This window comes from Streptomyces sp. NPDC104313 (assembly GCF_055583985.1).
Genome location: NZ_JBVJMW010000003.1, coordinates 428088 through 449461 on the forward strand (window position 1 = coordinate 428088; position 21374 = coordinate 449461).

Below are 21374 nucleotides of genomic sequence, written 5' to 3' on the forward strand. Positions count from 1 at the left end.
GGTCCGCAGGGCCTGTACGGTGGCGGCTATGCGGTTTGGGGTGCTCGGGCCACTGGTGGTGTGGGACGGCGAGGGACGGGAAGTCAGGGTCCCCGAAGCCAAGGTCCGGGCCCTGTTGGCGGACCTGCTCGCACACGACGGGGAGCCGGTCTCCGCCGACCGCCTCATCGACGACCTGTGGGGCGACGCGCCTCCGGGCAGGCCCTCGGGCGCGCTCCAGGCCAAGGTCTCCCAACTGCGCCGGGTCATCGGCCGTGACCGGGTGGTCCGCCGGCCCCCCGGCTACCGGCTGCGGATCGACGACGGCGCCGACGAGGTGGACGCCACCCGGTTCCGCGCCCTGGTGACGAGCGCCCGCCCCGTCCGGGACCCGCGCGCGCGGGCCGCGCTGCTCACCGAGGCCCTGGAGCTGTGGCGCGGACCGGCATACGCGGATTTCGCGGACGCCCTCTTCGTCCGAGGGGCCGTCCAGCGCCTCGCGGAGCAGCGGCTCTCCGTGCTGGAGGAGCAGGCGGAGGCCCGCCTGGAGGCGGGGGACCACGCGCTCCTCGCCGGGGAACTCGCCGACCTCGTGGCGCTCCACCCGCTGCGCGAGCGCCTGCGCGCCGTCCGGATGAGGGCCTTGTACGCGGCGGGCCGCCAGAGCGAGGCGCTCGCGTCGTACGAGGACCTGCGCGCCCGGCTGGCGGGGGAGCTGGGGGTCGACCCGAGCCCCGAACTGGCGTCGCTGCACGGGGCGGTGCTGCGGCAGGAGCCGGGGCTGAGCGCGGTGACCCACGCGTACGGGGCTTACGCGGACGGGGCTTCGAGGGGTGGGGCTTACGCGTACGGGGCTTCGGGGGGTGGGGCTTCGGGGGGTGGGGCTTACGCGTACGGGGCTCACGCGTACGGGGCTCACTCGAACGGGGCTTACGCGAACGGGGCTTCGGCGGACGGGACTCCCGCGCACGGGGCCGCGTCGGACGACGCGGCGGCCGTGAGGGCCCTCTCGGGTCACGCCTCCGCAGGAGGTGCGGCGGCCACGCCGGGGGCTGCGGGCGCCGCGTCCGCCCCCCCGCACGCGGCGGGCGCCGTTTCAGCTACGTCCTCCCCCTCCAACCTCCCCGTCCCCCTCACCCCCCTCGTCGGCCGCCGTGAGGCGCTCGCCGACCTCTCCCGACTCCTCGCCGGCGCGCGGCTGGTGACCCTCACCGGCCCCGGTGGCGTCGGCAAGACCCGGCTGGCCGTGGCGGCGGCCACCGCTGAGCGGGACGGGGGCCGCGCAGGCGAACTGGGCGACGGGACCTGGCTCGTGGAGTTCTCCGGCATCCGCGCCGGGACCCCGGCCGACCTGGCCCAGGTCGTCGCCGCCACCCTGGGCATCCGCGACGACGCCCCCCGTTCGCTCCCGGGTACCGGCGCCGCGACGCCTTCCCTGCCGCACCGCCTCGCCGCAGCCCTGCGCGACCGGCGCACCCTGCTCGTCCTGGACAACTGCGAGCACGTCGTCGACGCCGCCGCCGAACTCGCCGAGCTGCTCCTGCGCACCGCCCCCGGCCTGCGAGTCCTCGCCACGGGGCAGGAGCCGCTCGGCCTGGCCGGCGAGGCGATGTTCCTGGTCGAGCCCCTGCCGCCCGTCGACGCGGTCCGGATGTTCATGGAGCGCGCCGCCGCCGCCACACCGGGCTTCCCGCGCGACCCGGACGCACCGGACGAGCCCGAACGCCGGGCCGTGGCCGAGATCTGCCGCCGCCTCGACGGCATCCCGCTCGCACTGGAGCTCGCCGCCACCCGGGTACGAGCACTCGGAGTACGGGAGTTGGCGGTGCGCCTCAACGACCGCTTCCGGGTGCTCACCTTCGGGCAGCGCGGCGCCCCGGCTCGCCAGCAGACGCTGCGGGCGGTGATCGACTGGAGCTGGGAACTGCTCAGCGCGCCCGAACGCATCGTCCTGCGCCGCCTCGCCGCCCACAGCGACGGCTGCGACCTGGCCGCCGCCGAAGCGGTCTGCGCGGGGGACGGCGTCGCCCGGGAAGAGGTACTCGACCTCGTCACCCGGCTGGTCGACCGGTCCCTGGTGGTCGTGGTGGACGGGCCCACCGGCCCCCGCTACCGGCTCCTGGAGTCCGTCGCCGCGTACGCGACCGAGCGGCTCCACGAGATGGAGGACCTCGCGGCCGTACGGGACCGTCATCTGCGCCACTACCGGGCCCTGGCCGAGGCCGCCGAGCCCAGGTTGCGCGGCGCCGGTCAGCGGCCCTGGCTGGCCCGGCTGGACGCCGAGGCCGGCAACCTGCGTACGGCGCTCGAAGAAGGGGTGCGCCGGGCGGTCGCGGGAGAGCCGGCGGAGGCGGTCAGGCTGGCCACAGCCCTCGCCTGGTGGTGGCTGCTGCGGGGCCGCCTCACGGAAGCCCGCCGCAGCCTGGGTGCGGTGCTGGCCGCGACGGGCGACGCTCCGGCGCCGGAAGACGTCTTGGGGCCGGCCGATGTTTCGGGGCCGGCCGACCTCTCGGCATCCACCGACCCGGCCCGCCCCGTACGTCCCGTACTCCCCATTCTCCCCGTACTTCCCACCCTCCCCGGCCGCCGGGCCTCTGCCGAACTCGCTCTGCTGCACACCGCTTTCGCCCTGCTCACCGGTGATCGCGCGGCCGTCGCCGCCACAGTGGAAGGACGCGCCCCCATGTCCGACGGCGTCCCCATGTCCGACGGCGCCCCCACGTCTGACGGCGGCCCTACGTCCGTCGCTGTCCCCACATCCGACGGCGCCCCCACGTCTGACGGCGGCCCCACGTCCGTCGCTGTCCCCACGTCCGACGGCGTTCCCGACCCCGTGCGCCGGGCCCGTGCGCTCTGGCTCTGCGCGTACGGCCTGTTCGGTGCGGGCGACGCGGCCGGGAGCGGCGAGCTGAACACCCGTGCCCTCACCCTGTTCGCCGCCGCGAAGGACCAGTGGGGCACCGCCGCGGCTCTCGGCCTGCGCGCGACGCTCGCGCTGGTCAGCGGCGACCTCGCCGGTCTCGGCCGCGACGGAACGCGCAGTGCCCTGATTTTCCGTGAACTCGGCGATCTCTGGGGTGAGTTGCAGACGGTCTCGCCGCTTGCCGCGCTGGCCGAGATCAAGGGCGCCTACGAGGACGCCGAGCGTCGCCAGCACGAGGGGCTGCGCATGGCACGGGAATGGGGACTGGAGGCGGAGGTGTCCGCGCGGCTCTCCGGCCTCGGACGGCTCGCGCTGCTCGCCCGTGACTGGGACCGCGCCCGCGAGCTGCACGAGCAGGCGCGCCGGATCGCCGCCGAACAGGGCTACAAGTACGGCGAGATCCACTCCGGGATGGGCCTCGCCCTCGGGGCCCGCCGCTCGGGCGACCTCGACGGGGCCGAGACCCACCTGCTGCACATCCGCGACGGCTACGCCGATGTCTCCTCCCGGGCGGGAGATCATCTGCTCCTGGCCGAGCTCGGCTTCGTCGCCGAGCTGCGCGGCGACGCGCGCGCGGCGGCCGCCCACCACCTGGCGGGCCTGGAGATCGCCCGCGCTCTCGCCGAGCCCCGCGCCCTGGCCCTCTCCCTGGAGGGCCTCGCCGGTGCGGCCGCCCTCCCCGGCCAGGGCTCCGCCGCCACCCACGCGGCCGTCCTGCTGGGTGCGGCGGCGGCCGCCCGGCGTCGGGCCGGGGCCCCGCTGCCGCCCGCCGAACGCGCCGACGTCGACCGTGTCACCGACGCGGCACGGGCGGCGCTGGGCGCGGACGCGTTCGCGAAGGCATACGGGAGGGGCGGCCGGCTGGACCCGGAGGAGGCGGTCCGCCGCGCCCGTGACGCCCTTCTCCCGACGCCCCCCGACCGATAGCCGATACGCAGCCGATACAGACCCGCGCGGTCCCCGAAGCACCGCTCTGACCGCCCGGAAGCACGGCTCGCGAACGCTGGGGGCGTACCCGACCTCCGGTGTACGCGACGTTGGGAGACCCGTGCCGTGCTGAGCACCCGGAAGGGCCTGGACACCCACGAGGAGGTTGACGCCCGGACGGCCACCGGCGCGGGGCCCCCGCCGCCCGGCGCCGCTGTGCCGCCCCCCGCCGGTCCGCCGTCCCCCGCCGGCAGGCGTGACCGCTCCCGCGGCCCGGACCGCCTGCTCGCCGCCGTCGCGGTGTGCTGCGCCGCGCTGATGGCGTCGCACGCCTGGATCCCGAACGCGGGTGTCAACGCGGGCAGTCTCTTCCAGACGTTGCTGCCCTGGACGGGACTCGGCGTGCCGGTCCTGCTCGGGCTCGCCGCCGTACGCCGGTCCCGGACCGCCGCCGTGGCGGTGCTCGCGCCCGCCGTCGTCTGGGGCGTGCTCTTCGGCGGAGCGCTCATCGACAAGCGCTCGGGCGGCGGCGATCTGACGGTGGTCAGCCATAACGTGAGCGAGGGGAACACCGACCCGACCGGCACCGCGCGCGTGCTCGTCGGGGCGGGCGCGGACATGCTGGCGCTCGAAGAGCTGTCCGACGCGTCGGCGGCCGTCTACTCCCGCGAACTGGCCGCGGCCTATCCGCACCACGCGGTGATCGGCGGGGTCGGCATCTGGAGCAGGTACCCGCTGGCGGACGTGCGGGCGGTGCCGATCATGCCGTGGACCCGCGCGCTGCGCGCCACGGCCCGGACCCCGGACGGGCCCGTCGCCGTGTACGCGGTCCATCTGGCGTCGGTACGGGTCTCGGCGGCCGGTTTCACGACGGACCGGCGCGACGAGGCGGCCCGCGAGCTGGCCGCCGCGCTCCGGGCGGAGCCCGCGCCCCGGGTCGTGGTGCTGGGCGACTTCAACGGGACGTACCAGGACGGCGCGCTGGCCCCGGTGACCTCCCAGCTGCGTTCCGCGCAACGGGAGGCGGGCGACGGCCTCGGGTTCACCTGGCCCGCAGCGTTCCCGGTGGTCCGCATCGACGACGTGCTGGTGCGGGGGATGACCCCGCGCGCGGCCTGGACCCTGCCCGCCACCGGCAGCGACCACCTCCCGGTGGCGGCCACCCTGAGCCGGTGACGTACCCGTGCCGCAACGCCGGGCGGGCCGGTGACGTACCCGTGCCGCAACGCCACCCTGAGCCGGTGACGTAACCGTGCCGCAACGCCGAGCGAGCCGGTGATCCCACCGCCGTGCCCCGGTGAGCCGACGGCCTCTCCGGCGCGGCCCCGGTGAGGCGGTGACCAGGTCCCCCACCCGCCCCCGACTACGATGCGAGCGACCGACCGATGACCTCGAACGCCCAGGTAGGCAACGTGTCCGAAGCCCGGGGCCCGGCCCCCGTCAGCGTGCTCGTGGTCGAGGACGACGCCACCATCCGCCGCGCCGTACAGCTGGCCCTGGAACGCTATGGCTACCGGGTCGCGGTGGCCGCCGACGGGCTCAGCGGCCTGGAGGCCTTCCGAGCGGGCACGTACGACCTGCTGATCCTCGATGTGATGCTGCCCGAGCTGGACGGCATCGGCCTGTGCCACCGGATCCGCGAGGAGAGCCCCGTCCCGGTCCTGATGATGTCCGCGCGCGGCGACGCCCTCGACGTGGTCGCGGGCCTGGAGGCGGGGGCCGACGACTACGTGATCAAGCCCGTCGACACCGCCGTCATGGTCGCCCGGATCCGCGCCCTGCTGCGCCGCGCCACCTTCCGCCCGGACGCGGAGGGCCCCGCGGCCAAGAAGTCCGGCCGGGCCGATCACACCCTGGTCTTCGGGGACCTCAGTGTGGACACCCTCGGCATGGAGGTGCGCCGGGCCGGCGAGACCCTGTCGCTGACCCCTACCGAACTGCGGCTGCTGTTGGAGTTCGCCGCCGCGCCCGGCTCGGTCCTCGACCGCCGCCGCCTGCTGCGCGACGTATGGGACTACGGCTGGGAGGGCGACACCCGGGTGGTGGACCTGTGCGTGCTCCGGCTGCGCAAGAAGATCGGCAGCGGCCGGATCGAGACCGTCCGCGGCTTCGGCTACAAGCTCGTCCGCGGCTGAGCGGCCGGCGGACGCCGTGGACCTCCTCAACCCCCGTGCCCTGCGCTGGAAGATCGCCGCACTCGCCGCCGCCGCGTGCTGCGCGGTCGCGGCCGTGGTCGGCTTCCTGGTCCACGACGCGACCCGGGAGCGCGGGCTGCGCGTCGGCCACGACCGGACCCTCATCCGGCTGATCGCCGCCGAGCGGGAGTTCTTCCGTACGGGGAAGGCGCCTGCCGACATCGACGTACGGACCAGGGCGGAACTGCCGGAGCCGCTGGCACGGGACCTCGCCGAGGGCCGTCCGGGCACCACCGAGGAGTACGCCACCTGGTACGACGCCGATCCCCCCAACTGGTTCTGGATGTGGGGCGCGGTGGACGTCGGCGGCGACCGGATCCTCGTCGTCCGGGACGACATGAGCGCCGAGGTCCGGGGCCTCCAGCTCCTGGACCGCAGCATCGTGAAATCCGTCCTCGCCGCCCTCCTGTTCGTCGTCCCGCTCGCCGCCCTCGCCACCGAACCGATCAACCGGCGGCTGCGCCACGGAGCCCGTACCGCCCGCCGTATCGCCGACGGCGACCTGGACGCCCGCATCGGCCCCGCCGGGCGGGCCCGCGACGAGATCACCGAGATGTCGGCGGCCGTCGACGATATGGCGGGCGCCCTCCAGCGCAAGCTGGAGAACGAGCGGCGCTTCACCGCCGACGTCGCGCACGAACTGCGCACCCCGCTCATGGGCCTGGTCACCGCCGCCGGGCTGCTGCCCGACGACGACGAGGCGACCGGCCTCGTACGGGACCGGCTGCGGGCCCTGAACGCGCTGGTCGAGGACTTGTTGGAGATTTCCCGCCTCGACGCGGGCGTCGAGCGGCCCCGCCTCGACCCGGTGCCGCTGGGCGAACTGGTCGCCGATGTGGTGCGGCGTACGGGCACGGACACCGGGGTCGCCGTCGGGGCCGCCGAGGTGGTGGAGACCGACCCGCGCCGGGTGGAGCGGATCGTGGTCAACCTCGTCACCAACGCCCACCGGCATGGAGCGGCACCCGTCGAGGTGACCGTGACCGGGACGCGGATCTCCGTACGTGACCACGGGCCCGGTTTCCCGGCCGACCTGCTGGAGCGGGGCCCCCAGCGCTTCCGTACCGGCGCGAGCGAACGCGGCCGGGGGCACGGTCTCGGCCTGACGGTCGCCCAGGGCCAGTCCGAGGTGCTCGGAGCCCGGCTGACCTTCGCGGACGCCCCGGGCGGCGGAGCGCTCGCGACCCTGGACCTGGCCCCGCGTCCGGCCTGATACGGAACCGAAACGCATTCTCGCCGGGGTGGAAACGGCGCTGTACGGGGCCGGAAGAACGCCTCCTCGAAGGTGACAGAGGTGCGGGAAACCGCACGAACCCGCACCTGTCACCTGGAGGCGCCCATGCCCGAGATCCCGACCGTTCCGGCCCCCGGCACCATCCCCACCCCCGCACCCGCTGCCGGGAGCGGCTTCCGCTTTCGCTTCCGCTCCGGCTCCGGCCTACGCCTCCGGCGCTCGATCCTCGTACCGCTGACCGCCGCCGTGGTGCTCGTGGCCGGTACGGGCGGGTGGTACGCGGTCGGCGGCGGCAGGTCCACGGTCGGGCCGGCCCCCGCCGAGGGCCGGGAGGAGGATGAGGTGGCGCCGCTCGCCAGGTCGATGCACCTGCCCTGGCCACGTGAGGGCCAGGCGAGCGTGGCGGTCGAGGGGATCGGCAGCCTCGGCACCCGGGGCGAGCGGAAGCCGGTCCCGATCGCCAGCGTCACCAAGGTCATGACGGCCTACGTGATCCTGAAGGGCCACCCGATGCGGGCCGACGCCCCCGGTGCGACCGTGGTCGCCGACCGGCAGGCGGCCGACGAGTCGTACTCCTCCGTCGAGACGACCGCCCCCGTGCTGGCCGGGCGGGAGTACACCCAACGGCGGCTGCTGGAACTGATGATGGTGCCGTCGGGCAACAACGTGGCCCGGTTGCTCGCCCGTTGGGACGCGGGCGACGAGAAGGCGTTCGTCGCGAAAATGAACCGGGCCGCCGCCGGCCTCGGTATGCGCGCCACCACGTACACCGGAGTGAGCGGCATGGAGGCGAGTACGAGGAGCACGGCGGAGGACCAACTGCGGCTGGCCCGCGCCGCCATGAAGGACCCGGCCTTCCGGGGGATCGTGGCGACCGCCTCCGTCACGGCCCCGGGCGCCGGGGCGACCTTCCGCAACACCAACAAGCTCCTCGGGCGCGACGGGGTCATCGGCCTGAAGACCGGCTCCTCCACCCCGGCGGGCGGCAACCTCGTCTGGGCCACCACGCAGGAGGTCGCCGGAGTCTCCCGTCTGGTCCTCGGGGTCGTGCTGCGCCAGCGCGCCGGCACCGCCCCCGCCGAGGGCAGCGCCGCCGCCCACGAGGCCAGCCGCGCCCTGATCGCCGCGATCCGCAGGGACCTCCCAGTGGCGGCGAACAGGGCATAGGGCATGGGGCGCAGGGAGCAGAGCCAAGAGCTCCGGGTCAAAGAGCACCGGGTCAGGGGCACCAGGTCAGGGGCGCCGGGTCGGGGGGCTCGCGGGTCAGCGCAGGGTCGTCAGCATCTCCGCGGTGAACGGAGTGATGTCCGCGGTGCGCCCGCGCAGGGTCTTCGCCGCCCACTCGGGGTCGGAGATCAGCGACCGTCCGACGGCGACCATGTCGAACTCGTCACGCTCCATCCGGTCCAGCAGCTGCTCGATACCGGTGGCCTTGGAGTCGTTGCCCTGGATGGAGCTGAAGAAGTCGTCGTCCAGCCCGACCGAGCCGACGGTGAGGGTCGGCCTGCCGCTGACCTTCTTCACCCATCCGGCGAGGTTCAGGTCGGAGCCCTCGAACTCCGGCAGCCAGTAGCGGCGGGTCGACGCGTGGAAGACGTCGACACCGGCCTCGGCCAGCGGCGTGAGCAGGGCGTCCAGCTCCTGGGGGGTCCGGGCGATCTTCACGTCGTAGGCGTCCATCTTCCACTGCGACATCCGGAAGAAGAGGGGGAAGGCGTCGGAGACGGCGGCGCGGCAGGCGGCCACGATCTCGGTGGCGAAGCGGGCCCGGGAGACCGGGTCGCCGCCGTAGGCGTCGGTACGCCGGTTGCTGCCGGACCACAGGAACTGGTCGATCAAGTAGCCGTGGGCGCCGTGCAGTTCGACGCCGTCGAAACCGAGGCGTTCGGCGGCCGCCGCCGCGTCGGCGAAGGCGGCGATGACGTCGTCGAGGTCCTGCTGCGTCATGGCGCGCCCCTTGGGCTCGCCGCTCAGGGAAAGGCCCGACGGTCCGACCGGCTCGGCGTCCGGTACGGGACCGGCGCCTTCGGTGCGGGTCACGCCCACGTGCCACAGCTGCGGGATGATCGTGCCGCCGGCGCGGTGCACGGAGTCCGCCACATGGGCCCAGCCCGCGAACGCCGCCTCGCCGTGGAAGCGCGGCACCCGGTCGCTGGTCCCCGCGGATTCGTGGTCGACGTAGGTGCCCTCGGTGATGATCAGCCCGACGTCACCGGCGGCCCGCCGGGTGTAGTAGTCCGCCACGTCCGGTCCCGGAACACCGTCCGGGGAGAACTCCCGGGTCATGGGCGCCATCGCGATCCGGTTCCGGGCGGTGAGCCCGCGTACGGAGAACGGGCGGGAGAGGGTGCCCGCCGCCCGTGCTGCCGTGCCTGTCACGTCGGTCGGCGTGTGTGCCGTCACGTCTGTCACGTCGGTGTCCTGTCCGTAGCCGAGGGATGTTCACCCGGCCCCAACGCGCTCCCGCCGCGTGGGCATCCCGGCACCGGCCCCGATCCGGGTAAAGCCTGGGCAAAGAACGGAGTCAGCCTCCGGTGGTCGGGTCTCCGGCGGCGCGGCGCACGGGGGTCGGGGCTGTGACCTGATCCACAGCTGAACACCGATGACTTCACCGTCCACCTTCGGTCATACCCCCGAAGCTTCCGGACGGGTAAGGCGCAAACTCACCACTCACCACCCGCGCGCACTCAGCACTCCACAACCGCACTCCACAACCGCACTCCACAACCGCACTCCGCAGACGGGACACCCCATGACCGACGCCGTGAAGGGCCCTGCCAGCTACTTCCCCTCGATCGAGAAGAAGTACGGCCGCCCGGTCTCCGAGTGGAAGGGCCTCATTCGCACCTCCCCGCTGACCAAGCACATGGAGCTGGTCTCCTGGCTCAAGTCCGCATACGGAATGGGCCACGGCCACGCCAACGCCCTGGTCGTGCACACCCTCGCCGAGGGCAACCTCCCCGAGGACACAGCCCGCTGACCGGATCTCCTGGTGACCCTTGTTTGTCGCCGGGTCCCTTCAGCTTTGTCCGCGATCGGTAACCGAGGTAGCCCACCGGGGTGTTCGCCTGTCTAGATGGGTGCACGGCATCGGTCGAGACGGCGGAAAGACAAAAGGGGCGGGCGGACATGGGCAAGCACAAGGGAAGGGCATGGCACAGCCGGCTCCTCGCGGCGGCGCTCGGCGTCACGGCGCTGGCCGCCGCCACTTCGTTGTGGACCGCCCAGGCCGACACCACCGGGGGGCGGCCGTCGGGGAGTGCCGCGTCGCCGGACGAGCGGGACCGGCCCGCGGCCAAGGTGGCCGCGGACATCGTGCACGCCTCGGACCGCGGGGCCCGGGGCGTCAACATCACCATCGACGACGGACCGGACCCGGTCTGGACGCCGCAGGTGCTGCGACTGCTGAAGGACCGCGGTGTGAAGGCCACGTTCTGCATGGTGGGCACCCAGGCCCAGGCCTACCCGGACCTGGTCAAGGCGGTCGTGGCAGACGGCCACCGGCTGTGCAACCACACCGTCTCGCACGACACCACCATGGACACCAAGTCCGAGGCCTACCAGTCCCAGCAGATCCTGGACGCCGAACGCATGATCACCAAGGCGTCCGGAGGCGTCCGTTCGCAGTACTACCGGGCCCCGGGCGGCGCCTTCACCCCGTACAGCCGACAGCTCGCCGCTTCCCACGGAATGCGACCGCTGGGCTGGAACGTCGACACCAAGGACTTCGAACACCCCGGTGCGGACACCATGGTCGCCACCGTCAAGCGCGAGATCTCCAACGGGCCGACCGTCCTCTTCCACGACGCGGGCGGGGAACGCTCCCAGACGTTGACCGCTCTGCGCGAGGTCCTGCCCTGGCTGAAGGAGCAGGGCTACTCCTTCGGATTCCCCGTGCGTTGAGCGAGGCCCTGTTTGCTGAACGAGACCCTGTGTGCTGAGCGAGGCTCGTCCCCGCCGTCGACAGGACCGCTGAACCGAAACTCGATCGGCCCGGACAACCGGACTGTCGCTGTACCGCGTGGCCCTCGTCGAACTGGCCGGCCGTGACCGACGCGCCCCGGTGGTGAACTCGTGGGGTGCGGTCTCCCCGTCACACTCGCCGGGAGTATCGCCGATGAGCTCGCTGCCCGGCTCGTTGCCCGGCTCGTTGCCCGGCTCGCTGCCCGGGCGGGGCCGGGCAGCCGCCGGTGAGTCTCCGCCGCAGGTTCACCGCCGTCGTCACCACAGGCCGAAAGCCCGAGTCCCAGGGCGACCACAGCGGCTGCGGACTCGGGGCGGTCGCTGATCACCCCGGCCGGCCGTTGGGTACGAGGAAGATACGAGGAAGAACGGTGCCTCGCGCAGCGCCTCCAGGTAACCCCGCCGGTGCCCGATCCGCTCGAACAGGTCCATGGCCCCGGGCCCGCAGGTTGCCCGCGGCCCTGGCCGGACCCATCGTCGTCCCGTAGCGCTCCTGCCAGTCGTCGACGTACCGCTCCGCCTCGAACAGCGCGCGCCCGCCCACGACCCGTTCCCGGCAGAGCCGGTCCCTGCCCGGACCGGCGGCCTGCCGCACACCTGCCACCAAGAGGGCGCGTTCCGCGTCCGGCAGCTCCATCGGTGATACGAGGCGGCAGGTTCGCCTCAGCCGGCACCGGCTGCCGGCACCGGCCGGGTCGGCTTGGGGTGGGGCTGATGCTCCGGAAGCCGCGCCCGCCAGTAGAGTTCGATGCTCGTTCGATTCGACGCGAGGTGGGGGGACGCATGGCGGGCGCACAACTGAGAGACACCGCACAGGAGTTGGCGGCGGTGTTGTGGCGGGAGCACACCGTGTACCGGGAGCGGTCCGGGGGGATGGTCATCCGGGGCGAGCATGTACGGCGATGGATCAGCCTCGCTCCCTCGGGCGGCCGGGACGAGATTCTCGTACGCGCGGGACGCATCCTGGACGGCGGTACCACCGCTCCGGCGCGCTCGGAGGCTGTGGTGCCCCTCTCCGCCGGTACGGGCGTGCTCGCCGCGACCTGCCGGCGCCTGCTGGCCGACGCGGCGGCCGACACGGCGCGGCCCGCTCCGGACCGGGCGGCCACCGGGCGGTCCCGGCGGTCCCGCAAGTCCACGCGGCAGAACGGCAGGGGGCGGCGCACCGGGTTCAGCTCGTGGGTGATCCTCGTATGCGTCGCCGGTGTGATCGCGCTGTTCGCGTACACCTCCGCGACGCACGGCTGACGGCTTCCGGGCATCCAGGCTTCCGGGCATCCGGTGGCTGTCAGTACCCGGTGGCAGGATCCCGTGCCATGACCGCACCGATGAGTGAGTCGTGGACGCGCATCGAGAACTGGCCGGCCGAGCACGCGGGCCGTCGTGCCGCTGCAACGACATCACCGGGCGGCTGTGCGGGTGCCCTCGGTCGAGCCGGGCTGCCGGAGGGCCGCCGCCGTTGACGGTCCATGTCGTACGAGGGCACGCCACTTGTTCCGGATCTGGCGCACGACGCCTGAACCGGTGCCGGATGGCACATCAGGCCCGGGCAGATGGCCTGGACCATAGTCGTGGAGCGGGTGACGAGAATCGAACTCGCGCTCCGAGCTTGGGAATGAGCGGTGCTTGGGCCACCGAAGAGGCGTTGAGCTGTGCTTTTGCGTCGGTCGGAGTGGACGGTCACGGTCTATGGAAGCCGCAGTGCGGGAGCGAGGCATCGGCGTCGATTCCCCGGAAGTACGGGTCTTCGGTTGTGATCAGTTCCGCACGTGCGCTCAGAACCAGGTCGCTGGCTTCGGCGGGCATGTTCTGGAAGTCGTGCTGCGCCTGCTTCGTCCAGTCCATTTGCCAGGGCGGCCGGAGTGGTTCGTCGATCACTCTCCGGGCTTCCTCTCAGCGGCTTCGTGCCGGAGGCGGCTGTACTCCTCCAGAAGCCGGACGGACTCCTCGGGGTCCTCGGACTTGGCGGCACGGGCTTCGAGGTCGCGAAGGTGCGAGTCGAGGACGGGGTTTCGCGCGATGGCGTACTGCGTCCACCACAGGCGCATGAAGGCCGGAACGGGGGTGATGTTGAAGGCGTCGCCGATGACGCGCTTCCAGTGGGCCTCGAAGTCCGGGAGGAGGTGCGGAGCGTGTTCCTGAATGGCCAATCGGAGTGCTTGGGGCGTACGTTCGGGCATGGGCGGCAACCGCAGAGGTTCCCCCTCGTACCCATCGAAGTGCAGTGCATGGGCGGGCATGGTTCGGGCTCCTTGGTATGGAGGGTGGGTCAGGCCGCCTCGTGCCGGTCCTCGTGCGGCTGGTGCCCGCGGGCCATCTGCTCGAACCATTCGGCCGGCACCAGGTAGGCGACCGTCTTTCCCTTCCGGGTGATGGCGGCGGCCTCGCCGGCGATCCGGGTCCGGTCCAGGATCTCGCCCATCCCCTTGCGCAGGTCGATGGTTGTGTACGTTTTCGTCTCCATACGCTGAAGCGTATAGCAACTATCATAGTTGGCATACATGTTCGTGGGGTGGGGGCGGCCGGAAGGGGTCGACGGGCACGTCGGGTGCAGAGCGGGCGCGGGGTGTCTGATCGGGCTTGCGGCAACAAGGAAGCCCCGGGCCGCTGGCCTGGGGCTTTGATGTGGAGCGGGTGACGAGAATCGAACTCGCGCTCTGAGCTTGGGAAGCTCATGTTCTACCATTAAACTACACCCGCGAAGCGCGTCGATTACCGACGCTGCATCGTTGCACACCCTACCCCATGTCAGGCCTCCGGCGGATGAGCCGTGGGGCCTCCGTGTTGTGTGTCCGGGGGGAGGGGGAGGGGGAGGGTGGACGGGGGTGTGATGGGCGGGAGTTGGGGGCGTAGCGTGGGTGGTCGGAGTGCCGTGTGGAGTGGCGTCTCATTCATCCCCTAATGTGGCTTTCTCGTCCATATGTGGTTGGGGAAGGGGCTTGATGGAGTCGATGGAGCGCACCGTCGTCCGCTGTGCCGAAGGGCATGTTTTCGCTACCTCGTCGTTCCCGATGCAGCAGCTCGGGGCCGGCCGGATCGGGCCAGGGCGGTTGATCCGGTGTCCTCGGTGTGCCCGGTTGCGGCAGGCCGTGCCGGTGGCGTTCGAGAAGCGGTAGGTAGCAGCGGTAGGCAGCGGTGGTGGGAAGTCGCGGCGGGACAGTGGGCGCGGGAAGTGGCGGCGGAAGCAGTTGCGGGCACGTAGTGGTCGGCAGCTGTGGCGGCTGGTGGGAGAGGGCGCGTAAGTAGCGGGGCGGAGGTGTTCCGCAGGCGCGCGGGTGGTCCGGTTGGGGCGGGCTCGCGCGTTCTGCGTATCCTCGGGACGTGCTTCTCTCAGACAAGGACATTCGGGCCGAGATCGACGTCGGCCGAGTCCGTATTGATCCGTACGACCCTTCGATGGTGCAGCCGTCGAGCATCGACGTGCGGCTGGACCGCTACTTCCGGGTGTTCGAGAACCACCGGTACCCGCACATCGATCCGGCCGTCGAACAGCCCGATCTGACCCGTACGGTCGAGCCGGAGGGCGACGAGGCGTTCATCCTGCACCCCGGGGAGTTCGTGCTGGCTTCCACGTACGAGGTGATCTCGCTCCCCGACGATCTGGCCTCGCGGCTGGAGGGCAAGAGTTCGCTCGGGCGGCTCGGGCTGGTGACGCACTCGACGGCCGGGTTCATCGACCCCGGGTTCTCCGGGCACGTGACCCTGGAGCTGTCGAATCTTGCGACCCTGCCGATAAAGCTGTGGCCGGGCATGAAGATCGGGCAGCTGTGCCTGTTCAAGCTGACCTCGTCCTCCGAGTTCCCGTACGGCTCCGAGCGGTACGAGTCGCGGTACCAGGGGCAGCGGGGGCCGACGGCCTCGCGGTCGTTCCAGAACTTCCATCGGACCCAGGTGTGATCGACCATGGCAAGTGACGTGCGGGAGAACCTGACGTACGAGGGCTTCGGGCGGGCGGTGCGCGAGCTGGCGCAGGCCGTCGCCGACGACGGGTACGAGCCCGATGTCGTGCTCAGCATCGCCCGGGGTGGTGTGTTCGTCGCCGGTGGGCTTGCCTACGCGCTCGACTGCAAGAACATCCATCTGGTGAATGTGGAGTTCTACACCGGGGTCGGCACGACCCTGGAGATGCCCGTCATGCTGGCGCCCGTGCCCAACGCGATCGACTTCTCCGAGAAGAAGGTCCTGATCGCCGACGACGTCGCCGACACCGGCAAGACGCTGAAGCTCGTCCATGACTTCTGCGTCGACCATGTCGCCGAGGTGCGCAGCGCCGTCATCTACGAGAAGTCCCACTCCCTCGTGAAGTGCGAGTACGTGTGGAAGAAGACCGATCAGTGGATCAACTTCCCGTGGAGTGTGGAGAAGCCCGTCGTGCGGCGGGACGGGCAGGTTCTCGACGCGTAGGGGCCGTAGCCCATGTACCCCTGTGCGTGAGAAGGCCCCCGAAGCGCGCTAGAACCAACGGCTTCGGGGGCCTTCTCGTGCGGACTGGGCTTTCAGATCGTGCCCAGCTTGATGATCGACAGCAGCGCGATCAGCTGGATCGCCGAGGCTCCCAGCGCCTTCGGCCACGGCAGGTCGTGCGATTTGCTGACCATCGACGTGAACAGCGCCCCGGCCGCCAGCCAGGTCAGCCAGCCCACGATCTGGACCAGGGGGTTCTCGCCGCCCAGGAAGAGGGCGAAGAGGAGGCGCGGGGCGTCGGTCATCGACATGATCAGCATCGACAGGCCCACCGTCGGCTGCCATGAGCCCGTGCCGCCGAGCTGGCGGGCCAGGGTGTGGGTCACCGCGCCGAGGACCAGGCCGCCGATGACGAAACCGACGCCCGTGAACAGGACGTACGGGATGGCCGTCGAGATCGTCGCGTTGATCGCTTCTTCGCGGGCCTGGTCGAAGCCGAACAGCGCGAGCAGGCCGTAGAGGAACGTGACGACCAGCGCCGGGCCCCAGACCGGGTAGTCCCGCATCTGCCAGAACGTCGGCCCCGGGCGCGCCACGATGCCGGTCAGCAGTTCCTTCCAGCGCAGACGTGGGCCTGTCGGCTGGGCCGGGGCGGAACCGGCCTGGTAGGTGTTGCCGCCGCTGTAGGCGTCCTCGTCGACGCGGAACGCCTGCGTGTGACCCGGGTTGTTGGCGTACGGGTCATGGGGCGCGGGGTCCGTGTACGGGTCGCCGAAGTACTCCGGTTCGCCGTGGCCGCCGTGGCCGCCGTGGCCGCCGTGGCCGTGGGGGCCTTGGCCGTGTCCGCCCTGCCCGCCTGGCCCGGGGCCCGCGTAGCCGCCGGTGTTGTACGGGGTGCCCTGCGGCGGCCCGTACGGCGGTGGTGCTCCGCCGTTTCCGGGGCCTCCTGTCGTCGGCCACGGCTGAGCACCGTACGGCGGCTGTGGTTCCTGCCCTCCGTACGGCTGCTGCCGCTGCTGCTGCGGTTGTTGCGGGGTGCGGTTGTCCCGGCCGCGTCCGATCCTGAATCCAGCCACCCATTGAACGTACCTGGTCCCCGGGGGCGGAGGACGGGGGCCGGGGAACCCGCCCGCCATTGCGGCCGACCTGTGACATCCCCTAAGGGCTCCACGAGGCCCTGAGGAAGGGGAGTCGGGGGGAGTTCAGGGGAGGAACAGCGCCGTGGAGAAGGTGACGACGGGCCGGTCCGTGTTACCCGCCGTGTAGAGGGCGATCAGGTCCTGCCGCTCGCCCCGGTACGTCCGCACCACCGTGTCCGCCTTCCTGTCGGCGTCGTAGTCGCCGTGGTCCAGGAGGGCGGTGCGGGTGCGGGCGGTGGTGGTGAGGGGGGCCTCGGGGAGTTTCTCCGCCGTGAACGCGTAGGCGCCGCCCGGCTGTGCCGGGCCCTTCGCGGAGCCGAGGAGCAGCGTGCCCTTGGCCGCCTGTCCGGGGGCGTGCGGGCGGGCCGCGGCGACGAGGTCGTCGTAACCGTCCCCGTCGGTGTCGGCCCTGGGCTCGGGGGCGTAGAGGTACGGGCCGCCGTCGGGGAGCAGTTCCGCGCCGCGCGGGGCCCCGGTGCGGGTGAAGGGGCCGTGCAGGAAGGTGACCTGGCCGGCGCTGGCGGTGACCGCGAGGTCGGCCTTGCCGTCGCCGTCGAAGTCGCCGCAGACCGGCTGCTCGGGCCACTCGTTGCCGGACCGCGCCTTCTGCGGGATGCGTACGGTGACCGCCTTGCCCGTCAGGCCCTGCGGGGAGCCGAAGAGGATCTGGAGGGGGACGGGCGGGGCGCCGATGCCGTTGTACGGGGGGTCGGTGGAGACGACCAGGTCGGTGAAGCCGTCCCGGTCCAGGTCGTGGGCCGCCTCGGCGTCGAACGCGGCGGGCAGGGTGTCACCGGACTTCTCCGCGTTCGACTTCGCGCTCAGCAGTTGCCGGGCGGCCGGGTCCAGGGGGCGGCCGGGGGTGTCGGAGCCGTACACGATGCCGATGCCCGCGTCGTCGCCGTGACTGTCCTCGGGGGCCTTCACCAGGTCGTCGATGACCAGGTCCCGGTGTCCGTCGCCGTTGAAGTCGTACGGGACGCGGCTGCCGGCTCCCCGCGGTACGGGGACGCGCGCCGTGCCCGCCCGGGCCTGCGCGTTCGGCGGGGTGTCGCCGTTCTTGTCCCCGGATGAGGAGGCGGATGAGGAGGCGGATCCTGATGCGGCGGAGGATGGTGCGTCGGCGGCCGAGGGGCTTCCGCAGCCGGTGAGCACGAGCAGCAGGCCGGTGCAGCCCGCGGCGAGGGCGGCCGTCGCCCTGGTGGTGACCGCTGCTGCCTTCGGGTGCGTGATGCGTGGGCGCACGGGGCCTCGTTCGTCGCTCGTCCGTTGTTCGCTCGTCGCGTGTCGTGTGCTGCCCGCCGACTGCTGTCCGTCGTCTGCCGGCGAGGGCTTCCTGACCCGTGACCGGGCGGTTCCGGGGCACATGATGCTCCAGATACGTCGTCGCGTACATGCCCCGGCTCCCATGCGGCCGTCGTCGCTCCCGCGCCGGGGGGCTCAGGAGCGGGCCGCACACGGAAAAGCGGCCGGTCCTGCCCCCGAGGCAGGTCCGGCCGCTCATCGCGCTGACGTGTTACGTCACTTTGCCGGTTCGGGCTCCGGTGCGTCCACCCGCTCCGGCTCGCCCGCCGGATCGGCCGGGGTCTTCACCGACTCCAGGAGGAGCTGCGAGACGTCCACGACCTGGATGGACTCCTTGGCCCGGCCGTCGTTCTTCTTGCCGTTGACCGAGTCGGTCAGCATGACGAGGCAGAACGGGCAGGCGGTGGAGACGATGTCCGGGTTGAGGGCGAGGGCTTCGTCGACGCGCTCGTTGTTCACGCGCTTGCCGATCCGCTCCTCCATCCACATCCGGGCCCCGCCGGCGCCGCAGCAGAAGCCGCGCTCCTTGTGGCGGTGCATCTCCTCGTTCCGCAGCCCCGGAACCTTCGCGATGATCTCGCGCGGCGGGGTGTAGATCTTGTTGTGACGGCCCAGGTAGCACGGGTCGTGGTACGTGATCAGCCCCTCGACCGGGGTCACCGGGATCAGCTTGCCCTCGTCGATCAGGTGCTGGAGCAGCTGTGTGTGGTGGATGACCTCGTACTCGCCGCCGAGCTGCGGGTACTCGTTCGCGATCGTGTTGAAACAGTGCGGGCAGGTCGCGACGATCTTCTTCGACGACTTGGGCTTCCTCGTCGTCGTGTCACCTTCTTCACCTTCGGCGGGGTCCTCGCCGAACGCCATGTTCAGCATGGCCACGTTCTCCTGGCCGAGCTGCTGGAACAGCGGCTCGTTGCCCAGGCGTCGGGCGCTGTCACCGGTGCACTTCTCGTCGCCGCCCATGATCGCGAACTTGACGCCCGCGATGTGCAGCAGTTCCGCGAAGGCCTTCGTGGTCTTCTTGGCCCGGTCCTCCAGGGCGCCGGCGCAGCCGACCCAGTACAGGTAGTCGACCTCGGTGAGGTCCTCGACGTCCTTGCCCACGATCGGGACCTCGAAGTCGACCTCCTTGGTCCACTCGACGCGTGCCTTCTTGGCCAGCCCCCAGGGGTTGCCTTTCTTCTCCAGGTTCTTGAGCATCGTGCCCGCCTCGGACGGGAACGCGGACTCGATCATCACCTGGTAGCGGCGCATGTCGACGATGTGGTCGATGTGCTCGATGTCGACCGGGCACTGCTCGACGCAGGCGCCGCACGTGGTGCAGGACCAGAGGACGTCCGGGTCGATGACGCCGTTCTCCTCGGCGGTGCCGATGAGGGGGCGCTCGGCCTCGGCGAGGGCAGCCGCGGGGACGTCCTTGAGCTGCTCCGCGGTGGCCTTCTCGTTGCCCTCCATGTCCTTGCCGCCGCCGGCCAGGAGGTAGGGGGCCTTGGCGTGCGCGTGGTCGCGCAGCGACATGATCAGGAGCTTGGGGGAGAGGGGCTTGCCGGTGTTCCAGGCGGGGCACTGGGACTGGCAGCGGCCGCACTCGGTGCAGGTGGAGAAGTCGAGGATGCCCTTCCAGGAGAACTGCTCGACCTGGGAGACGCCGAAGACCGCGTCCTCGGCCGGGTCCTCCCAGTCGATCTCCTTGCCGCCCGACGTCATCGGCTGGAGTGCGCCGAGCGCGACGTCGCCGTCGGCGTTCCGCTTGAACCAGATGTTCGGGAAGCCGAGGAAGCGGTGCCAGGCGACACCCATGTTGGTGTTCAGCCCGACCGTGATCGCCCAGATCATCGTCGTACCGAGTTTGATCATCGCGAAGAGGTAGACCAGGTTCTGGAGCGTCTCGACGCTCAGCCCCTTGAAGGCGAGCACCAAGGGGTACGAGGCGAAGTACGCGGGCCCGTAGCTGTCCACGTGGTGCAGCGCGCCCTCAAGACCGCGGAGCAGCATGATCGCGGCGCCGATGATCAGGATGATCGCCTCGACGAAGTACGCCTGGCCCATCTTCGAACCGGTGAAGCGCGACTTGCGGCCCGCCCGCGAGGGCAGGTTCAGCTGGCGGATCGCGATCAGGACGAGGATGCCGAGGGTCGTGCCGAGCGCGATGAACTCGATGTAGACCTCGTACGGCAGGAAGGTGCCGATGTACGGCAGCACCCAGTCGGCCTTGAACAGCTGGCCGTACGCCGTGACGATCGTCAGGCCCAGGGTCAGGAAGCCGACCGCGACGAACCAGTGGGCGACGCCCACGATTCCCCAGCGGTTCATGCGGGTGTGGCCGACGAACTCCTTGATCAAGGTGATCGTCCGCTGCTTGGGGTCGTCGGTGCGGCTGCCTGCTGGTACCGACTGTCCCAGACGGACGAAGCGGTAGATCTGCGCGACGGCTCGGGTGATGAGCGCAACGCCGACGACCGTCAGCACCAGCGACACGATGATCGCGGCGAGTTGCATTTCGGGGCTCCTCGGGCCTGCGAGAGCGGGATCCAGTGATGATCGCCCGCTGCTACTAAGCAGTAACTTAATTAGTCTGTGCTGACACTATCCACTTATTCCGCCGGGCTGTAGCCGGGGCGTCGGTGATCTGCGTCGCTCAGGTGTGCCTTGGTCCGACGGGCCTTCCGGAGCCGCGTCCGCAGGGGTTCGCGTGCGGCTTCGGCAAGGATCGCCAGGTGGAGCACCACTCCATGGTGCTCTGCGTAGTGCTGGTCCAGCAGAGCGGGGTCGTCCCACGGCATGCCGGAGTGGGCGCGCACCTGCGCCGGTCCGGTCAGTCCCGGCCGCAGCTCCTGCCGCCACTGCCGGGCGCCGGGCCCCGTGGCCCGTGGGTGGCCCGGGGCCAGTGGGGCGGGGCCGACCAGGGAGAGGTCGCCGCGTACGACGTGGGGCAGGCGGGAGAACAGGTCCAGCCGGAGCCTCCGGGTGCGCAGGGTGCGCAGCTCGAAGACCCGGCCGCCCAGGCCGGCCCGGGGCCGGCGGTCCCAGGCGCCGCCCGGGGGCCGCCGTGCGCTCAGGGCGAGGGCCGCGACGGCGACGGCGGGGGCGGTCAGGACCAGCAGGGCGGTGCCGAGGGTCAGGTCCAGGACCCGTTCGGCAGGTGTGCGCGGGAGGAAGCGGTCCGCGAGCCGCCGGGCCCGGTCGGTGAGGCCGGCCAGGTGTGCCGCGAGCCGTGAGGGGAACTGGCCCCTGACCGCCCCTGTCGCCGCCCTGTACGGGTGCGGGCGTCGGTGCGGGGCCGCGTGCGGATGTGGGTGCGGACG

Annotated in this window: 18 protein-coding genes and 1 tRNA gene; 10 read left to right on the forward strand and 9 right to left on the reverse strand. The window is 71.8% G+C overall.

The annotated features are described in order from the left end of the window. The first annotated feature begins 28 nt into the window (after positions 1-28). The 5 genes from ACZ60Q_RS09080 to ACZ60Q_RS09100 all read left to right on the forward strand — a co-directional run bounded on the left by ACZ60Q_RS09080 (position 29) and on the right by ACZ60Q_RS09100 (position 8425). Positions 29-3829 carry an AfsR/SARP family transcriptional regulator gene (locus ACZ60Q_RS09080; RefSeq protein ID WP_469630509.1) on the forward strand — a complete coding sequence of 1267 codons (3801 nt, stop codon included), beginning with the start codon at positions 29-31 and terminating at the stop codon, positions 3827-3829. Positions 3830-3958: 129 nt separating this feature from the next. Beyond that, positions 3959-5005: an endonuclease/exonuclease/phosphatase family protein gene (locus tag ACZ60Q_RS09085; RefSeq protein ID WP_469631282.1), complete on the forward strand. Its 1047-nt coding sequence runs from the start codon at positions 3959-3961 to the stop codon at positions 5003-5005. 209 nt (positions 5006-5214) lie between these two features. Further along, positions 5215-5964, forward strand: a complete 750-nt coding sequence (cseB, locus tag ACZ60Q_RS09090; RefSeq protein ID WP_469630512.1) for a two-component system response regulator CseB — start codon at positions 5215-5217, stop codon at positions 5962-5964. A gap of 16 nt (positions 5965-5980) precedes the next feature. Next, positions 5981-7237, forward strand: a complete 1257-nt coding sequence (locus ACZ60Q_RS09095) for a sensor histidine kinase (RefSeq protein ID WP_469630514.1) — start codon at positions 5981-5983, stop codon at positions 7235-7237. 126 nt (positions 7238-7363) lie between these two features. Beyond that, positions 7364-8425 carry a D-alanyl-D-alanine carboxypeptidase family protein gene (locus ACZ60Q_RS09100; RefSeq protein ID WP_469630517.1) on the forward strand — a complete coding sequence of 354 codons (1062 nt, stop codon included), beginning with the start codon at positions 7364-7366 and terminating at the stop codon, positions 8423-8425. 96 nt (positions 8426-8521) lie between these two features. Here ACZ60Q_RS09100 and ACZ60Q_RS09105 read toward each other — a convergent pair whose 3' ends face one another. Continuing rightward, entirely contained in the window at positions 8522-9670 is a 1149-nt protein-coding gene (locus ACZ60Q_RS09105) for an NADH:flavin oxidoreductase (protein ID WP_469630520.1), read from the reverse strand. A gap of 340 nt (positions 9671-10010) precedes the next feature. Between ACZ60Q_RS09105 and ACZ60Q_RS09110 the strand changes: the two genes are divergently transcribed. The 3 genes from ACZ60Q_RS09110 (at position 10011) to ACZ60Q_RS09120 (ending at position 12469) form a co-directional block, all read left to right on the forward strand. Continuing rightward, positions 10011-10238: a DUF4287 domain-containing protein gene (locus ACZ60Q_RS09110; RefSeq protein WP_469630523.1), complete on the forward strand. Its 228-nt coding sequence runs from the start codon at positions 10011-10013 to the stop codon at positions 10236-10238. Between the two features lie 149 nt (positions 10239-10387). After that, positions 10388-11161: a polysaccharide deacetylase family protein gene (locus ACZ60Q_RS09115; RefSeq protein ID WP_469630526.1), complete on the forward strand. Its 774-nt coding sequence runs from the start codon at positions 10388-10390 to the stop codon at positions 11159-11161. 843 nt (positions 11162-12004) lie between these two features. Further along, positions 12005-12469, forward strand: coding sequence for a hypothetical protein (locus ACZ60Q_RS09120; RefSeq protein ID WP_469630528.1), 465 nt, complete (start codon positions 12005-12007; stop codon positions 12467-12469). A 432-nt stretch (positions 12470-12901) separates the two neighbouring features. On the opposite strand, the gene ACZ60Q_RS09125 is transcribed toward ACZ60Q_RS09120, so the two are convergent. The 4 genes from ACZ60Q_RS09125 to ACZ60Q_RS09140 all read right to left on the reverse strand — a co-directional run bounded on the left by ACZ60Q_RS09125 (position 12902) and on the right by ACZ60Q_RS09140 (position 13921). Then, complete coding sequence (locus ACZ60Q_RS09125) at positions 12902-13099, reverse strand: hypothetical protein (protein ID WP_469630531.1); 198 nt, start codon at positions 13097-13099, stop codon at positions 12902-12904. Beyond that, positions 13096-13461: a hypothetical protein gene (locus ACZ60Q_RS09130; protein ID WP_469630534.1), complete on the reverse strand. Its 366-nt coding sequence runs from the start codon at positions 13459-13461 to the stop codon at positions 13096-13098. The genes ACZ60Q_RS09125 and ACZ60Q_RS09130 overlap by 4 nt, the downstream gene beginning before the upstream one ends. A 29-nt stretch (positions 13462-13490) precedes the next feature. Further along, on the reverse strand, positions 13491-13685 hold the full coding sequence (locus tag ACZ60Q_RS09135) for a type II toxin-antitoxin system Phd/YefM family antitoxin (protein ID WP_469630536.1): 195 nt from the start codon (positions 13683-13685) through the stop codon (positions 13491-13493). A 162-nt stretch (positions 13686-13847) separates the two neighbouring features. Next, positions 13848-13921, reverse strand: a tRNA-Gly gene (locus ACZ60Q_RS09140). A 621-nt stretch (positions 13922-14542) separates the two neighbouring features. On the opposite strand from ACZ60Q_RS09140, the gene dcd reads away from it, so the two are divergent. Together dcd and ACZ60Q_RS09150 are read left to right on the forward strand one after the other, a co-directional pair. Beyond that, positions 14543-15118 carry a dCTP deaminase gene (dcd, locus tag ACZ60Q_RS09145; RefSeq protein ID WP_469630539.1) on the forward strand — a complete coding sequence of 192 codons (576 nt, stop codon included), beginning with the start codon at positions 14543-14545 and terminating at the stop codon, positions 15116-15118. Positions 15119-15124: 6 nt separating this feature from the next. Next, positions 15125-15625: a phosphoribosyltransferase gene (locus tag ACZ60Q_RS09150; RefSeq protein WP_109164844.1), complete on the forward strand. Its 501-nt coding sequence runs from the start codon at positions 15125-15127 to the stop codon at positions 15623-15625. A 92-nt stretch (positions 15626-15717) separates the two neighbouring features. Here the strand turns inward: ACZ60Q_RS09150 and ACZ60Q_RS09155 are convergent, their stop codons facing one another. From ACZ60Q_RS09155 to ACZ60Q_RS09170, 4 genes are all read right to left on the reverse strand, one after another. Further along, positions 15718-16701 (reverse strand): Yip1 family protein, encoded by a 984-nt coding sequence (locus ACZ60Q_RS09155; RefSeq protein WP_469630543.1) that lies wholly within the window; start codon positions 16699-16701, stop codon positions 15718-15720. 126 nt (positions 16702-16827) lie between these two features. Further along, positions 16828-18009 (reverse strand): FG-GAP repeat domain-containing protein, encoded by a 1182-nt coding sequence (locus tag ACZ60Q_RS09160; protein ID WP_469630545.1) that lies wholly within the window; start codon positions 18007-18009, stop codon positions 16828-16830. Between the two features lie 276 nt (positions 18010-18285). Beyond that, entirely contained in the window at positions 18286-20568 is a 2283-nt protein-coding gene (locus ACZ60Q_RS09165) for a (Fe-S)-binding protein (protein WP_469630547.1), read from the reverse strand. Between the two features lie 95 nt (positions 20569-20663). After that, positions 20664-21269 (reverse strand): sugar transferase, encoded by a 606-nt coding sequence (locus ACZ60Q_RS09170; protein WP_469631285.1) that lies wholly within the window; start codon positions 21267-21269, stop codon positions 20664-20666. Positions 21270-21374: the final 105 nt, after the last annotated feature.

What these genes read in the sequence shown, in the direction of transcription:
- ACZ60Q_RS09080 (WP_469630509.1), top strand. Translation starts at nt 29, where the DNA reads ATGCGGTTTGGGGTGCTCGGGCCACTGGTGGTGTGGGACGGCGAGGGA.
- cseB (WP_469630512.1), top strand. Translation starts at nt 5,215, where the DNA reads ATGACCTCGAACGCCCAGGTAGGCAACGTGTCCGAAGCCCGGGGCCCG.
- ACZ60Q_RS09100 (WP_469630517.1), top strand. Translation starts at nt 7,364, where the DNA reads ATGCCCGAGATCCCGACCGTTCCGGCCCCCGGCACCATCCCCACCCCC.
- ACZ60Q_RS09110 (WP_469630523.1), top strand. Translation starts at nt 10,011, where the DNA reads ATGACCGACGCCGTGAAGGGCCCTGCCAGCTACTTCCCCTCGATCGAG.
- ACZ60Q_RS09115 (WP_469630526.1), top strand. Translation starts at nt 10,388, where the DNA reads ATGGGCAAGCACAAGGGAAGGGCATGGCACAGCCGGCTCCTCGCGGCG.
- ACZ60Q_RS09120 (WP_469630528.1), top strand. Translation starts at nt 12,005, where the DNA reads ATGGCGGGCGCACAACTGAGAGACACCGCACAGGAGTTGGCGGCGGTG.
- ACZ60Q_RS09130 (WP_469630534.1), bottom strand. Translation starts at nt 13,461, where the DNA reads ATGCCCGCCCATGCACTGCACTTCGATGGGTACGAGGGGGAACCTCTG.
- ACZ60Q_RS09135 (WP_469630536.1), bottom strand. Translation starts at nt 13,685, where the DNA reads ATGGAGACGAAAACGTACACAACCATCGACCTGCGCAAGGGGATGGGC.
- ACZ60Q_RS09150 (WP_109164844.1), top strand. Translation starts at nt 15,125, where the DNA reads ATGGCAAGTGACGTGCGGGAGAACCTGACGTACGAGGGCTTCGGGCGG.
- ACZ60Q_RS09165 (WP_469630547.1), bottom strand. Translation starts at nt 20,568, where the DNA reads ATGCAACTCGCCGCGATCATCGTGTCGCTGGTGCTGACGGTCGTCGGC.